Origin of the sequence: Streptomyces canus 299MFChir4.1 (assembly GCF_000383615.1) — a bacterium.
Classification (GTDB): Bacteria; Actinomycetota; Actinomycetes; order Streptomycetales; family Streptomycetaceae; genus Streptomyces; species Streptomyces canus_C.
Map to the genome: position 1 here is coordinate 1 of NZ_KB911639.1, position 16437 is coordinate 16437.

General features: G+C 70.1%; 7 protein-coding genes and 2 pseudogenes. 8 read left to right on the forward strand and 1 reads right to left on the reverse strand.

Annotated elements, in window-relative coordinates; genetic code table 11:
* Nucleotides 1–40: 40 nt before the first annotated feature.
* From H293_RS51815 to H293_RS0145740, 8 genes and pseudogenes are all read left to right on the forward strand, one after another.
* Nucleotides 41–10240, forward strand: coding sequence for a hypothetical protein (locus H293_RS51815; RefSeq protein WP_213083781.1), 10200 nt, complete (start codon nt 41–43; stop codon nt 10238–10240).
* 311 nt (nt 10241–10551) lie between these two features.
* Nucleotides 10552–10673, forward strand: a pseudogene (locus H293_RS61035) (IS5/IS1182 family transposase); the annotation flags it as partial.
* 160 nt (nt 10674–10833) lie between these two features.
* On the forward strand, nt 10834–11181 hold the full coding sequence (locus H293_RS0145710; RefSeq protein WP_020124453.1) for a hypothetical protein: 348 nt from the start codon (nt 10834–10836) through the stop codon (nt 11179–11181).
* Nucleotides 11182–11183: 2 nt separating this feature from the next.
* Nucleotides 11184–11847 (forward strand): annotated as a pseudogene (locus tag H293_RS58010) (nucleotidyl transferase AbiEii/AbiGii toxin family protein).
* Nucleotides 11840–12262 (forward strand): type 1 periplasmic-binding domain-containing protein, encoded by a 423-nt coding sequence (locus H293_RS61040; RefSeq protein ID WP_259294718.1) that lies wholly within the window; start codon nt 11840–11842, stop codon nt 12260–12262. Before H293_RS58010 ends, H293_RS61040 begins: the two are co-directional and overlap by 8 nt.
* Before the next feature lie 54 nt (nt 12263–12316).
* Nucleotides 12317–13336, forward strand: coding sequence for an ABC transporter substrate-binding protein (locus H293_RS0145730; RefSeq protein ID WP_033416647.1), 1020 nt, complete (start codon nt 12317–12319; stop codon nt 13334–13336).
* A 17-nt stretch (nt 13337–13353) separates the two neighbouring features.
* Entirely contained in the window at nt 13354–14406 is a 1053-nt protein-coding gene (locus H293_RS0145735) for a FecCD family ABC transporter permease (protein WP_020124458.1), read from the forward strand.
* Nucleotides 14403–15218, forward strand: a complete 816-nt coding sequence (locus H293_RS0145740) for an ABC transporter ATP-binding protein (RefSeq protein WP_020124459.1) — start codon at nt 14403–14405, stop codon at nt 15216–15218. Before H293_RS0145735 ends, H293_RS0145740 begins: the two co-directional genes overlap by 4 nt.
* A 192-nt stretch (nt 15219–15410) precedes the next feature.
* Here H293_RS0145740 and H293_RS0145745 read toward each other — a convergent pair whose 3' ends face one another.
* Complete coding sequence (locus H293_RS0145745; protein ID WP_028808793.1) at nt 15411–16322, reverse strand: phosphotransferase family protein; 912 nt, start codon at nt 16320–16322, stop codon at nt 15411–15413.
* Between the last annotated feature and the right edge of the window lie 115 nt (nt 16323–16437).

The following is a 16437-nucleotide window of genomic DNA, read 5'->3' on the forward strand; positions in this document are numbered from 1 at the left end:
GGTGTGGTCGCTGTCCGACACCCCGCTCCCACTCGCACAGTTGGGGCTGAATGCCGAGGACACCGCCGAGCTGACACGCCGCATACAGAACCCGCAACCCGCGGGGGATCCGCTCGACGAGCAGCTGAACGCGGAGTACGGCACGAGAGACACCGGGACGGGTGTGGATGCCGACCCGTCGCCCGTACCGCCCGCAGCCGCGAGCGGCACCGCCGTTGCGGAGGGAGCGGAGGGAACCGAGCGGACGGAAGCCACCGACGTGGTACGCCTCCCGGGCCGGTTCACCGAGCCGAAGCCGGAGCCGGCCTCGACGGACCGTCCGCTCCTGGACCTCACGATGCGGCCCCCCGGGGAACACCGCACCCCGGCCCGGTTCGACGGCGACAGGCAGATGCCCGCGTACGTCGACGACCTCTCCTCGCTGCTGCCGTCCGGGCTGGCTGCCGCTGAACGCGAACAACTGCTGGCGAGTCCCAGCACCTTCGGGCAGAGCACGGTCGTTCTGAGGGGCCGCGACATGGTCGTAGACGCGATCGCCCGCGAACTGCGGAGCCGTCCCGACGCCCGGCCCGCCGACGGCGCACAGGTTCTGGCCGTCGTCCGGCAGACGCTCAGAGACAAACCGAAGACGCTGGCGGACGGAGACGGGCGCCCGTTCCCGTACGTCAACGCCGAGGGGCGGCCCCGTGTGCTGTACGTACGGGCGCGCCATCGGGGCGATTGGGTGCCGTACGAGGATTCCCGGGGCGACAGCTCGAAGATCGACAGCATGCACCGGGCAGCGGCGGCGTTCGGGCGTACCAAGAACGTGCAGAGCAACCACCAGTTCGCCCTCGGCGGACCGATCGGCCCCGCGAGCACCGCCGCCTTCGGCGGATTCGGCCGCCTCGCCTTCCGGTTCGGTTTCATCAACAAGGTCGGCTACACACTGACCGATCAGCGAATGAACCAGATGGAGACCAGAACATTGGACTCGTCGCGGTCGTTCCTGGACAGCGTCCACTACGAGATGCGGGTCACCGATCCGACCGGACGGGAGATCACCGGCACCGACGTGGACCGGGAGGCGCCAGGCCGGTTCTCCTTCGGAATCCGTAACGGATTACTGGCGCGTCTGCCTGACAGCGTGACCAAGATGTCGGAGTCGGGCCGCATTCCCAGGTCCCTGGACCTCGACCGTGACTCCCAGTACCGCTTCGTCCGTATCGAGGGGTTCGGTCCGGTCGCGATGATCCGCGACTGGGCGGCCCGGACGGTCGGGGCCCTGCCCGGCAGCTCCGCCTACACCGAGCTCGACAGCTTCTTCTCGAGTGACAGCTTCCAGCGGCACGGCGGCACCATGGCACGTGGACGCATCACCACCCCGCCGCTGTTCGCCGACGACAATCGAAAGTCGTCGCTGGGTGTCTTCGTCGTGGAGGAACTGATCCCGCAGGCGGCCGTCCTTGTCGGAGAGACCGGCAAGGTCGAGATGCGGGACATCAACACCTCGACGGTACGCAGTGAGCGGAGCCGGGCACACGGATGGAACCTGACACTGCAGGGCGTCCTCGGGCCGGCCTTCAGCCTCTTCGACGCCGGCATGGCTCCCCTGGACCTGCGCCTCCAGGGCGGGGCAACCGGCCAGTACTCGTACGCGAAGAACCGTTCGGCCGGTCTGGGCGGGGCCGGCACCGTCAAGTCGGCAGGACAGGTGAAGGGTTCCAAGACCGCCCTCTACCTGGTCGTGAAGTCCGTCCGCGTACGGCGGGCCGGTGACACCGGGCCACCGACCCGCTTCCTCACCTGGAGCCTGGACCGGATGACCAGCTCCGAGGCACGGCGGTTGGCCGGGTGGGACGACGGGACCGCGCTGGCCCTGCGCCAGGGCGGAGCCCCGCCGTTCGTCCCCGCCTACCTGAGCGAGGACCGGCCGCGCACCTTGGGCATGCACCGGGTCAAGGAGTTCACCTTCGCCGACGGCAGGCGTACCCGGGTCACCCAGGACACGAACGACGATGTCGGCCGCACCCTGCTGGACGCGTTCGCCGACGACGTGGTCGGCGCACTCGCGCGGCTGCGCCCCGGACTCGTGGTGCCCCTGGAGCAGTTGCTGCCGCCGAACCCGCCCAAGGGATGGCGTGCCCGCTTCATCACCCTGCTCAGCCGCGCGCCCGACCAGGCGTTCGCCCAAGCCCGGCGTCTGCCCATGCCGGCGCGGTGGACCAGCCGCGTCACGTACCAGACCGCGTTGCAGAACACCCTGCAGGTGCTTGGCGTCCTGTCCCAGCAGAACGTCACCGCGAACCTGGAGGCACTGATCACGAGCGGACTGTCCATCGGCCTCACGGACCCCGACCGCGTCGGTCAGACCGCCTACACGATCCGGGTGCACGCGACGCTGACCGGGCGGCGGTACGAGGGCAAGGACACCAGCGAGGGAATGCGCTTCAGCAGCCAGGGTGTCGACCGGCTCGACGGCCAGTCCAGTGCGAAGCGGGGCTGGGACCACGGCGTCGAAGGCACCCTCTCGGGCCGCTCCGAAGCCGTCGACGAAGCCGGTCTGCGCCGGCACACGCTCGGGCTGACCGCGGGCGCACGCTGGGGCTGGCAGTGGGAGACGGAGACGGCTTTCGGATCGACGGTCACCAATGAGCCGATGTCGGTGAGCAATGAGCCGACGCATCTCTACCGCTACGACATCGCCCTGACCGCGCAGCTGAGCGGTTACTGGCGGCCCCGTGGAACCCTCCGCGGACTGGGCCTCGGACTGCCGGGACTGGTGGTCCGCAACAGGCCCGTCGACGTACTCCTAGGCCTCACCGAGACAGGGGACCCGCGAGGCGGCGGTCCCCGGACCGGGCAGGTGCTCATCGGGGTCCCCGTACAGCACACTCCGGCGGCGGACCCGTCCACGGACAGTGCGCTCAATCCCTACCTGACCGACGCGCTCCCGCCCACGTCCATGACCACCGAACGGGCTCGAGCCTTCGCGGGCGGCGACCTCGTCCTGCCCGCCGGACCCGACGGCACCCAGCCGGCCGAACGGCTTGCCGGACGCGGCGCACCGCAGTTCGCACAGTTCCGGAAGCACCCCTTCGTGATCGTGACGACCCCGCTTTCCCCCACGCTGCTCTCGGCGGTAGATCATGTCCTGCGGACGGCGTCGGGCAGTGCCTGGCAGTTCGTGAGGGAGGGCGCCCCCACCCGGGAGGCCATCCTGCGCACCTTCACCCCCCAGTACCATGCCGCCGCCTTCGACCAGAGTTCGGGGCCGCTGGGCCTGGCGGGCAGCGGCCTGCTTGCCAGGGGGCCGTTCGGTGAGCTGTGGGGAACCTTCAGGTACGCGACGACGGTCGAGAACCTGCGCGTCCTCACTCCCTCCATGACCATGGACACCGAGACGACGCTGGGCGGCGGCCGGCAGGCGGGCGGCAAGGTCGGCAACAGCCGGAGCTTCGTCTTCGGTGGGCAGCTGGTCTACTCGGTGGCCCAGAAGCCGGGGAGCGGTGTCATGGGCGCGTACGGTCTGGTGGCCAACCCGGTGTCGGTGTCCCGCGCTCATAGCGCCGCCGTCGTACGGACGGTCGTCGCGGACGTGAACCGCAAGGGCTTCACCCATCAGGTACTGGTGGCCGGAGATGTGCACCACTGGTTCGCCCTGCTCACCAGCAGGCTCGGGATGGGCCGGATCGGGACGGCCGCGGCCGGTTCTTCCCTCGTCCCGCGCGCTCTCGCCGGGACCGCCGGCACCGAACTGACGAGCCCGGGCGGTCTTCTGGGGCACCTGCCGGAGAAGAGCGCGCACCGGCTCGGACTGCTCGACGACGGCATGGGCGACGTCCCCCGCTACACACAGCGGCAGTGGGCGCCCCAACCCTGGCTGCGCCATGCCGGGTTCGGCACCTACGCGGTGAACCCGCTGGATCCCACCGATGTGCTGCTCGCGTTCGACCAGCGGATCGGTGAGCTGGGGCTCGACGACGAGGGCCGGGAACGGATCCGGCAGCTGGTGACGGGCCGCGCGACGCGGGCCCTGAAGGGGGAGATGACGACCACCGGTCCGTCGGTGATGGTGACCGCCGGCCGGTGGGGCTGGGGCGGTGTACGGGTCGGTACCCGGACCGTGCGGGTCCGCGTCGAACTGCTCCCCGGCACACCGTCGTTCGGCGGGCTCGACCACAGTGTGGAACTGGAGGAGAACCGTCGCGCCATCGAGACCGTCCAGGAGAGTGGTGAGTCCGTCACCGGAACGGACGTGGGCATCATCACCGCCCAGCAGGTGTACACCGGCGCCTCCCAGGTCGTGGCCAGCGGACCGACGTACACCGAAGGCGGCTCCCAGCGGAAGACGGTCGGGTCGAGCCATTCCTCCAGCACCGTCACGATCTACCGGGCGGCGACCACCGAACCGCACGCGGAGATCGTCACTCCGTACCGGATGCGGATCACGCTGGAGGCCGACGGCGCCCCCCACACCGGTGCTCCTGTCGACGGGGGGCCGGGGGAGGGGCGTAACGGTGCCCTCGACCGCGTCCGGGGACGGGTGCGCATCGTGGAGGAAGGCGATGTCGGTGAGCTGCACGAACACGTGCCGCTCAGCCTCATGGAGCCGGTTCCGTCGGAGACGCCCGGGGACGAGACCGAAGGCGCCCCGCCCGGGGCGTCCTCGGCCGGCCGTCTGCTGCCCGCGCCCGATCCGGCGGCCGACCCGGCCCTCGCCCGCGCGCCCAGGCCGACCTCGCCGCCCCACACGGGAAGGGAACAGCTGGTCCGGGACGGCAACGGCGACCTGCGGCCGTTCCACTTCCCGGAGAACGGCATGCACCCCCGTTCGATCGTCGGACTGGACAACATCCGTGCCGCGAACGAGATCCTCCTTGCGAAGGCGTACGACAACGGCTTGGACACGCGCGCTCTGCAGGCCGGAACCCTGTCCGGTGAGGCTGTCGTCCGGCTCCTGCGCAAGGCCGCGACGACCGGCCTGACCCGACCGGGCACCGGTTCGGCGCAGGCACTGGAGGACGGCACCAGCGCCATGGCCGTCACCGCCTTCTATCCGCACACCACACGGCCGGACGGCTACCAGGTGGCGGGACTCACGGAGAAGTCCCTGGTGGGTACCGACACCGGGCAGTTGACCCTGCGCTCGACACCCGACTTCAGCCGCGCGCTGCTGCTGACGGTCGCCGACGGCATGAAGCTGGAGGTCCTCCGGCGGTTAGGTGAGAACGCCAACACCACGGCGGCCAACGAGCACAGCCAGTCCGTGACCCTCGGCGGTGCCTTCCTGTACAACGCTCCCGACACCGTGGGCTACAACCAGTTCGGGCTCGCGCTGCCGGGCCCCAACGACCTCGAAGGTCACGGGGCTCCCATCACGGACGATCACCTGACCTCCCGCAACCTCAAACCCAAGACGGGCCGGTCCTTCCTGTTCGCTGTGCCGGCCAGCTGGGTCAGTGTCGGTGGGGTGCACCGCGGCATCGCGGACTCGAAGCTCGCCGGCGCCCTGCGGCGCGGCATCTTCCACAAGGCCAGATCCGGTTCGTTGGCGATGGCGACCGAGGCGTACGTCATCACCTGGATCCGGGAGGACGTCGCCCGTGACCTGCGGCTCATCACCGACGCGAACTTTCCCGCGCGGGTCAAGGAGGCATGGGACGCGGTCGAGAGGGCGGGCAAGGCGTGGACCGACGCGGACAAGGCGTACTGGAAGAAGCGGCGCGCGTCCGCACACCTGCGTGAGGAACTGCGGGCCGCCGAGGCCGCCCTCGCCGCCGTCACCACGAGAGCGCGGGCGGCGGAGCGTCCGGTGGACCTTGCCCGGGCAGAGGTCGCCGAGGCGGAGGCGGCCCTGCGGCAGGCCGAACACGACGCGCGCCAGGATCAGGCACACGCCGACTCGATCATGACCTCGGCGCAGGTCCCGGCTGACTCCGTCGCCGGGACCGCACGCGACACCGGACACGAGCGCCCAGGATGGGCCCGTCTGCTGCGGGACCTCATGGAGACGGATACGGAACTGCGCCTCGTGACGGCGCGCCTCCGGAAGGCCGAAGCCGACGAACGACTGGCCACGGCCCAGCTCTCCACGAGAGCACCCCGCCGGAACCTCGACGAGGCCACCGTCCGCCGGGACGCGGTACGCGAGGCCTTCGATGCCCGGCGCGGCGAGCTGGACCGGCTCAGGCAGACGGCGGAACAGGCCGCCGTGGAGTACCACCGGGTACGGGCCGGGGCGGACCAGCTCACCCGCTGGCACCGGCTCGCGGCCTCCGAGGAGGGCCGGGAGCGGCTGGGCGACCTGGCCGAGCCGCCCGCGGTGATCTACCAGGCACCGCCCAAGCCGTCCAAGACCGCGACCCCGGCCCCTGCCCGCTACACCAGGTCGGGTACGGGACCGGATACGGTCCTCACCTCTCCGTCCAAGGAGACGTACACGCTGCACGACGTGCCCCGGGACGGCGACGCCTTCTTCCATGCGCTGGCCGCCGGACTGGAGCGAGCCGCCCCGGGACTCCTGACCGCGCAGGGCATCGATCCCGGCGGCCCGCGGACGGCGTCCGAACTGCGCCGGAGGACGGCCGGTCTGCTCACCGACCATGCCGACGCCGATCTCCTGGCCTTCGTCAGCCCTGACGGCGATGACACCTTCACCGGGACGGAGATCGCGGCGGCGGGCCTGGACCTCGGAGACGGGACGGCCGCACGCCGTGAGTTCGACGGCCTCGGCGGGCGTGTCCCGCATGCCGTCGCCCTCCCGCCCGGGGTCCGGGCCGAACTGGCGGTCGCGCAACTCCTGCGCCGAGGCGACGCCCCGGCGCAGGGAGGTTGGAACCATGCCGCCGCGGATCTGCTGCCCCTGCTCGCCGCACGGGCTTTCGGCGTGCACATCACGGTGGTGGGACCGGACGGGAGCTTCCAGGACTTCGCCCCCGACACCCCGCCGGCGGACGGCAGCCTCCATGGGCTCGTCGAACCGGTCGCGCGCCCGGGTGCCCATGTGGTGCTGAGCCTTGCCGACCGGCACTACCGACTGGCGGTGCCGACGACACCGAGCCCTGCGTCCGGCGGTAAGTTCGACACGCTTGCGGACACCGGGGCGCAGGAGCTGCCCGCGACTTCTGCGGTACCCGCTGCCTCATCCGCGCCTTTGGCTTCATCTGCGCCCGCGGTGTCGGCTGAGCCCGCGGCTTCATCTGCGCCCGCGGTGGCGGCTGAGCCCGCGGCTTCATCTGCGCCCGCGGCCTCGGATGTGCCTGTGGTGTCCGATGTGCCTGCGGCACCGGCTGTGGTGGCGGATGTGCCCGCGGCTTCATCTGCGCCCGCGGTGGCGGATGTGCCCGCGGCTTCATCTGCGCCCGCGGTGGCGGATGTGCCTGCGGCACCGGCTGTGGTGGTGGATGTGCCCGCGGCCTCGGATGTGCCTGTGGTGTCCGATGTGCCTGCGGCACCGGCTGTGGTGGCGGATGTGCCCGCGGCCTCGGATGTGCCTGCGGTGTCCGCGGAGTCTACGGCTCCTGTGGGGTCCGCACCCCACGCGCTGCCCGCGGCTTCGGCGGTACAAGCGGAGCGGGGGGCCGGGAACGGACCGGTTCGTCCGGAAGCGCCGTCGGCCGAACCCGTGGCACCGGCGGAAAACCCTTGGCCCTCGACGGCCGGCGACGCCATTGCCAGAGGCCGCCGGGTGCCGGTGCCCGCTACGGGCGAGTGCCTTCTCTACGCCTTCCTGGCCGCCGACCCCGTGCACATCCGGACCCACCTGCGCGGTCTTGCCGCGACCGACCCGGACGCGTACGACTGGCTCACCCATCCCGACGCGGTCCGTGACGAACTGCGCCGCCAGTCCGCGCTCCACCCTTCGACCCGTGCCCTCCTGCCGAGCACCCCGGACTCCGTGATCAGCGCCATGCGCTTCTTCGTGGCGGATTACGTGCGTCGCAGTGGGGGACGGTTGCACCACCAGATCGTCGGCCAGTTGCGGCAGACGACCATGGTCGCCTTCGGCGAACGCGTCGAGTCGATGGACCGTGCCGCGATGCTCGCGCACCTGCGCCACCACGGTGTCCGTCACGTCACCGTTCCCGAGGCGCTGGACCCGACCGACCTGCTGAGACGGTACGTCGGCGCCATGGCGGTGGCGGAGCCCGACGACTCGGACAACTCTCTTGAGGACGTCCGTGCTGTCAGGGAAGCGGAGGCGCAGGACCTGAGCCCGCGTCAGATGCTGGAGCGCCTCGGCGACCTCGGCATGCTGCCGGTGGCGGCCGACCTCGACGATGACGCGCTGCGTCGCCTGCTTCCGGCTGTGTACGCGCAAAGCACCGCGCCGCTGGAGGACGAGGAGCTCTCCGCGCTCCTGGACGCCGTCATCGACTGGCAGGGGAGCTGGGCGACGCCGCAGGGAGAGGCCTTTCTCCCGCTCCTGGCACACGCGTTCGCTCTGCGGGTCGACGTGGTGCGGTCGCTCGCCTCGTCGGGCAGCGCCCGGCGGGTCACGGAGGTCGGCCCCGACGACGCCCCGCGCGGAGCGGAGGTCTACTACAACGGCGCCGATCACTACGACGGCAGTGACAGCGTGCCTGTGGACAGGTTCGGCCCTCCCGTCCTGCCCAAACGGGTCAAGGACGAGGAACGCGATCTGGATGGCGACGTACGGCTCAACCCCCTGTGGACACCGCTGGACGAGGTGGACCCGAGCCTGCTGATCACCGGCAACCCGGACACCGTGTGGCTGTACACCGTCACCGATCGCGGGCAAGTGATCGTAGGCGCGGAAAACCTGAGCGGGACGCTCACCGAAGAGCAGTTCGACGCGTTGCTGACCGGTATGCGCACCACGGACCCCGAGCTGACGGCCGAGTCCCTGCGCAAAGCGCTGGACGGTCTTGGCCACACCAGCATCGCTGCGGACTTCATCGGCGCCGAGAAGGACGATGGAACCGGGCGGGCCCTGGCGGGGGCCAGCGGGGTGTCGGGGGAGTTCCGCTGGAGCCCGACACGGCGATCCTGGGTGGTGAACGACAAGTCGGGCCGTTACATGAGCACGTCGGTCCGGCCCGGTCTGGACGCCGCGGAAGCCGCCGGCTGGCTGACCCGTGTGGCGGCCCTGTTCAGCGACCGACTGGGCGTCGTCGTCCGGACCGAGCAGGTGAAAACCGCCGTCTCCGCCCCTCCGGACGCACGGCCGCCCGTCATCCCCAACGAGGTACCTCCGCAGCCTGTACCACCCGAAGCCGCCGTGCCGGCGCACGACGCCCCGTTCGGAGCCGACGGGGGCCGGGCCGACGCCGGGCTGCCTCCGACGGACCAGACGGCCGCGAAGCCCGCTCCCCCCTCGGGTCTCATCCCGGCGGACGGGCGGGGCGACGGTCCCGCACCCGACGGCACCCACGCGCTGACGAAACCCGTCGTCCCCCGCGACGACGCGCGGCGCCCATCGGACGCCGAGCAGGTGACGGCGGAGGACCCGCTGGGGGATCAGCCGGGTCTCGACGTCGGCCCCAGCTCGTTGGGCGAACCGACGCCCGCAGAGGCCGACTTGACCTCCGGACAGGAGAGCGAGGCCCGACCCGGCGCCGGCCTGCGGGGCAGCGCGCGTACGGGCGATCACCTCGGCACAGATGCTGCCGATGCCGCGTCCCCGGGTGCGGATGAGATGTCGCCCCCGGTCGGTGCGCTCGAAGTGGTGCCCGCACCGGCGGCTCGTTCTGACGCGGAGAGCGCTGGGACGGCTGCCGGAGGGCCGTCGGTCTCGTCGGTCGCGGTGGGTGGTGTGGGCGGTGTGGGCGGATCTTCGCGAGCGGTTGTGGAGACGGAGCCGCTCTCGGCTGGGGGCGCCGAAAATGCTGAGCGGGAGCGGGACCGGGGACAGCGCACCGGATGGTCGGTGGAACGGGACACCGGGGAGGACACCGAGTCCGGGACCATGCCGCAGGTGCCGGCGTCGGTGCCTGTTCTTCCGCCTACGTACCTGGTGTCACCAGTGGACGTGGCCGGGCTGTCGGTCGCGGAGTCGGCGCACGTGTTCTGGTCGCTGTCGGATACGCCGCTTCCGTTGGCGGAGTTGGGGCTGAGCGCCGAGGACACCGCCGAGCTGACGCGCCGGGTGCTGGTCTCAGGGGGTGCGCTGGACGTCGGGGAGGGCTCTGGCCAGGATCTGCCGTTGACCAGTGGATCCGACAGCCCGTCCGGGTCGGCCGGCACCGTTCCGGCGGACGGCAGACTGACGTCGTCCGCGCCCGCCGTGTTCGAGTAGCCCGAGGCTGAGCTCCAGGCGCGGTTGGCCGAGCAACGGGCAGAAACCGCGTCAGAGCGTCGGGATGGGGGGCGATCGTCGGCTGATGAGACCGAAGAGACCGAAGAGACCGAAGACACCGAGGAGGACGACCCTACCGGGGCAGAGCAGGACGTGCCCGGGATGTTCGGGGGACGACTGTCGACTGTGCAGGTGCTGCGCAAGGCACCGCGGCCGGGACGGACGACAAGAGGGATGACGCGTCAGCACCGTCGAGGCAGTTGCGTCCGAGGTATCCGAGCCAACGGTCCGGCAGCCGGGGTCCGGTCACAGCTCAGGCCTCGGTTGAGCGCGGAGTCACACGACTGACGCTCTGGCGGATCTTCCGCGGATCGAGGTGCGGCCCAGACTGACGTCAATCGCCGCGGCCGTCCTCACCCTGAAGCGGCAGCGCCAGAGAAGCGCACTGGATCAGCTGTTAAGGACCGCCGAAGGGTCGCCTGCACTCCGGTTCCGCTGTCTGTCATATGGCGAGGACCGCCCGGCTTGCTTCCGGGGGTGCGGTGGCGCCCGTCATCGGCCGCACCTCGTGAATTCGGAGGGAGGGTCAGGGCGTGAGTGAACAGGTATCGGACTCCACTGGAGTGTCCCGCTGGGCTCCGGCGCCGGATGAGCTGCCCCGCGATCTGGCTGAGCTTGACGGACCCGTCCAGGGCACCGTTGTCTTGCCTCTCCACCTGGCGTGGTCGGGTTTGCGTGCGTTCGACCTGGGTGATGAAAAGCTGCTGCTCGGGATGTACCGGATCGTCCTTTTGAATGGCAAACACCAGGACTTCGTGCGCTATCTCGATGCCGCACGGCTGGTCGCGTACTGGCCGACCCTGCGCAAAATGCTGGGCCGTGGTGTGCGTACCACCTGGGAGGCCCGCTTCGCGCAACTCCGGCCGGCGGCCCCAGCGTGACACTGCACGACCTGCCTGACCATCACCGCCGCCTGCTGCTGGACGCACTCACCGCCGGTCGACCTTTCGGACTCGCCTTGATGGGAGGCTATGCCGTCCAAGCCCATGGCATTGTCCACCGGCCGAGCCAGGATCTCGACTTTGCCACGGAGCACCCCGCGGCCATGAGGCAGATCATCGAGCATCTGACGCACGACCTGAGCGAGCGAGGCTGGCACATCACGATCATCGATGTCGCTCCGCTCAAGGCCCGTTTCCTCCCGCAACCGGGTCCGCGTGCGAGGTGGATCTTCTCAAGGAAGTGCTGTGGCGCCCCCCCCGGTCCTGCTGGACGTCGGCCCCGTACTCGCCCTCGACGATCTGATCGCCACGAAAGTGCGCGCATTGGGCGACCGCGGCCTGGCGCGTGACGCGATCGACGTTCACGCCGCCCGTCACCTCTACAGCACACACGAGCTGGAAAGCCTGGCAGAACGGCGTCCGGAGGAGTTTGATCGTCAGGAACTCCATGACCGGCTGGAAAGCCTGGAATGGATCAGCGACGCGGAGTTCGAAGCCTACGGCCTGGACGCCGCCGCTATCGGCGAGCTGCGCAACTGGGCTCAGGAATGGCTGGACGACCTGGCCCAGCGGCTCGCTGAACCCTACGCGGACCCGGATGAATGACAGCGGGCCGCCTGTCCACGCGTATTCGCAGTGCATCGGCCTTCAGGCCGGTGGTGAAGCGAATCTGGTGGTGGCGACAACGATCTGCTCGCCATCGGTGCCCTGCACGCCCTCGCCGACGCCGGCGTACGGGTGCCCGGACATCGTGGTCATCGGTGTCGACGGCGTTCAGGAGGGCGAGTACCGCTCGCCCACCCGCACCACCATCGCCCCCGGCAAGACACAGCTTGCCCGCACCGCGGTCAGCACACTCGTCGCGGTCATCGAGGGCACCGCGCCGCCGCCGATGCGAAGGCTCCCTATCGGCGCTGCTCAGGGGCAGCACCGCAAAGAATCCGCGATCCGCGGGGAACTGAACGTGTGTTGCTCCCGACTACTGGACCAGGTGACGGAGGTTCACCTGTGGGCCGAGTAGATCTGGAGATGTTCCTTGCGTGCTCGATTGCGGGGCGGAGCGACGGTCGTGTTGATGAGTGGTCTGCTGGCGGCGGGCTGCAGTGGTGGGCACAAGGAAGCGGCGGAGAAGGGCGCGGGTGGGGCGGTATCCGGCTCCTACCCTGTGTCTGTCACCGATTGCGCAGGTGCCAAGACCACGTTCGACGGTCCCCCGCGGAAGATCGTCACCAGCAATGCCGCCGGCCTGGAACTGCTGCTGCGCCTCGGCGTGGGGGATCGGGTTGTTGGTACTGGCTTCCCGTCCGGCAGCGGCACCTTGCCCGATGGCCTCGACGCTGAGGCTCGGAAGGTAAAGGTGCTCAGCAAGGGGGTGATTCCGAAGGAGAGGTTGCTCGGGTCCGGAGCCGATCTGTACCTCGACACGTTCGGCGCCATGAAGATGAATGGTGCAGGGGAAGCCGCGACCGTGGACGAGTACAGCGCGGCCGGGATCAAGCACATCTACCTCAAGTCCACCGCGTGCGCCGCAACCGGCGAGGGCGCGGTCACCGACCTGTCGGCGGTCGAGGCCGACATCGCTTCCCTCGGCGCGGTCACCGGGGCGGGCGCGAAGGCCGAGGAACTGGTCGCGGGCATGAAGAGGAAGGTGGCCGCGGTGCAGAAGGCGATCGGGAGCACGCCACCGAGCGCGCGTCCGACCTACTTCTTCTTCGACTACGACGCCGGAACACAGCAGCCGGTCGTCGTCTGCAATCGTCAGGTCGCCAACGCCGTGATCACCCTGGCGGGTGCGCGGAACGTCTTTGACTGTGACGGCACCACTCAACGGGTCGGCTGGGAGGACGTGATCTCCCGAAACCCGGACTGGATACAGCTCGGAGTCCGCAACAAGGGCAGCCGGGAGGCGAACGACAAGGCGTTCGCCGAGGCGGAGAGGTGGCTGAGGTCGAACGCGGCCACCAAGGGCCTGAAAGCCGTCGAGGAAGGTCACTTCCTGCGTATCGGTTCGGAGCGGACCACCATCGCGGGCGTCGAGAACGCCGACACGGTCGAGACCATCGCCCGGTCTCTCTACCCGAACAAGGTCCGCTGACCGTGGCCGTTCATACGATGCAAGGTGACAACCGCACGGCAGAGCCCCGCGGCACTCTGCCGCCCGGTCCGACTGCAGCCGTCCTCGGCGTGGCGCTGGTGGCCGCGTTGACGGCCGCGGTGGCGTGGGGCTCCACGACCATCTCTCCCGGCGAGGTGTGGGTCGTGGTGTGGCGACGGCTGTCCGGCGAGCCGGCGAGGTCCGGCACCAATGACCTCATCGTGTGGCAACTGCGCGCTCCACGTGCTTTGCTGGCTGCGCTCGTCGGCGCCGGGCTCGGTCTCGTCGGTACAGCGGTGCAGGCGCTGGTGCGCAATCCGCTGGCCGATCCCTACCTGCTGGGCATCTCCAGCGGCGCCTCCCTCGGAGCGGTCGCGGCGATCGTGCTCGGCATCGGAGCGGGAAGCGCGCTGGGGCTGTCCGGTGCCGCCTTCGCCGGCGCATTGGCAACCTTCGCCCTGGTGTGGACGGTTGCCCGGCGCGGCGGAGGCTTCGCGCCCTTGCGGCTCGTACTGGCGGGGGTGGCCATCGGGCAGTTCCTATCCGGGTTCACCAGTTATCTGGTGTTGCAAGCCGGGGACGAGCAGCAGACCCAGGGGGTCCTGTTCTGGCTCATGGGCAGCCTCGGGGGTGCCAACTGGGACCAGCTTGTCGTACCTGCCTTCACCGTCTTGGCCGCCGGCCTGTGGCTGCAGGCCCGTGCCCGCGGTTTGAACGCCCTGCTGATGGGCGACGAGACGGCCGCCGGTGTCGGCATCGACGTGACCCGCCTGCGCCGTGAACTGTTCACAGTGACCAGCGTGCTCACCGGTGTCCTGGTCGCCGTCTCCGGGGCGATCGCCTTTGTCGCACTGATGGTGCCGCATGTCTGCCGCCTGGTACTCGGCGGGGACCACCGTCGGCTGCTGCCCATCTCCGCGCTCTTCGGCGCCCTCCTGCTGGTGGTCGTCGACACCGTCTGCCGTACGGCCATGGATGCGCAGGAGCTGCCGATCAGTGTCGTCACGTCGTTCGTCGGGGCTCCGGCGCTGCTTTATCTACTGGACAGGCGCCTGGGGAGTGGCAGTTGAGGATCGACATCGACGACCTGCACGTCGCCTACGCGGGCCGTACAGTTGTGGCCGGTGCCCGACTGATAGCCGGCGCCGGCGAGATCACGGGGCTGGTCGGCCCGAACGGCAGCGGCAAGTCCACACTCCTTCGCACCGTCTACCGGCATCTGCGGCCGGTGGCCGGGCGCGTGCTGCTGGACGGAACCGACGTCCGGGCGATGACTGCGATGCAGTCGGCGCGGCACATCGCCGCCCTCCCGCAGGAACGGGGCAGCGACTTCGAGCTGACCGTGCGCGAGGTGGTCGCCATGGGCCGTACCCCCTACAAGCGGGCCTTCGCCGGGGAGGACGCCACCGACCGGGACATCGTCGCCCGAGCGCTCTGCGACGTCGGCATGGACGGGCACGCCGGACGCCGTTTCACCGCACTGTCCGGCGGCGAGCGTCAACGCGTGCTCCTGGCAAGGGCGTTCACGCAGCTGCCCGATGTCCTCGTGCTGGACGAACCCACCAACCACCTCGACATACGCCACCAAGTCGAACTTCTGGCCCTGCTGCGCGCTCAGCGGCGGACAACGCTGGTATCGCTCCATGACCTGAATGCCGCCGCGTCCGTGTGTGACCGGCTGCACGTTCTGTGCGCTGGCAACGTCGTCGCTTCCGGCCCACCACGCGAGGTCCTCACCCCCGAGTTGATTGGCGAGGTCTTCGGCGTACGGGCGGCAGTGGTCGACCACCCCCTCACCGGAGACCTGCTGATCGCGTTCGACCATCGTGCCCCGGGGGACGACGAGACCGTCCAGTCAGACAAGACAAAGGCGAGCGGATGACGTGGCGTCCGGCGTGGGGGTGCTTCGGCCGTGGGTGGACACTGGGCACGACGGTCCCGCCACTGCTGGCGCGGCTCCCACAGGACGGCGGTGCACAAATCCCGCGCAACCCCTGGCGATTCCCGGGCGCTCGCCCCTGCCGTCTCCTACTCCGAGCGACTCCTCCGCGCCAGGTGACAAGACCTGCGATGACTACGCCAACCGCTCCAAAAGGATGGCCTCCCAGGCGTGCCGGAGCGAGACCCTGAGCAGGGCAAGGCGGCCGGCATCGGCCCTGTCGAGCGCCTCGGCAAGCCGAATCACGGTGTCGCAACGGGCCAGCCACAGTCCGCGCAGACATGAACCGAGGCTGTAGCCGGCGAGGGTGGCCGCGCGGACAGCGACCGGCGCGCCAACGGCGGCCGCAAGCGCGGAAATGTCCTCGCACGGGTCGCCGATGGCCGCGTTGCCCCAGCCGAGGATGCCGCGCACCCTGCCGTCGGCGCCCACTGCGACGTGCTCGCCTGTGAGGGCGCGATGGACGAGGACGGTGGCGCCGGGCCGGTCGGCGAGTCTGACCGCAGCCGGGCCGGTGCGCTGCTGCAGCCAGGCGGGGTCGAACTCGTCGTTGGCACCGAGGCGTTCGACAGCCCACTCCGCGGCCTGAAGCAGGGCCTTCAAGGAACGCGGTGCCACCCGTGGCACACCGAGCCCCTCAGCTTGCCGAACGGACACCCTGCGCAGCCCGATGAGCACCGCCGCGAGGTCGTCCTCACCTGCGGTGGATACGTTGTGCTGCTGCTCTGTCTCGACGGGCACCTTGATGTCCAGCGTGTATGTCAGCCCAGGTGCCCACTCGCCGTGCGCCACACCGGCCGGCACCGCGACCGGCAGATGCGGGCGGACCAGGTCACGCAGCCGCAGTTCCCGGCGCTGGCGAAGGGCCGCCTCGCGGTCGGGAGCAAGACGCAGCACATGATGGTTCCCAACCCACCATGCCGAGCACCCGTTGCCCGCCGCAACAGGCCGTATCCCGGGTCCGGTCGGGTCACCTGTGGCATGCCTGAGCAGGGAGTTGATGACGTGTTGGACTGTGTCCGCCGTGGGTTTCGTTGCTTGGGTCATGGTCCGCGCCGCTGTCGCCTAGAGGTGTGATGGGGCTTCTGGCAGTCGTGCAGTCCACGGGCCCGTGGGGCGTGTCCGGTGATGTCATGTGATGCGCTGACGTGGTGGTCGCCGG

Bases quoted from the DNA above. Each gene is read 5' to 3' on its own strand.
- H293_RS61040 (WP_259294718.1), top strand. From the start codon at position 11,840: ATGAATGACAGCGGGCCGCCTGTCCACGCGTATTCGCAGTGCATCGGC.
- H293_RS0145730 (WP_033416647.1), top strand. From the start codon at position 12,317: ATGAGTGGTCTGCTGGCGGCGGGCTGCAGTGGTGGGCACAAGGAAGCG.
- H293_RS0145735 (WP_020124458.1), top strand. From the start codon at position 13,354: ATGCAAGGTGACAACCGCACGGCAGAGCCCCGCGGCACTCTGCCGCCC.
- H293_RS0145745 (WP_028808793.1), bottom strand. From the start codon at position 16,322: ATGACCCAAGCAACGAAACCCACGGCGGACACAGTCCAACACGTCATC.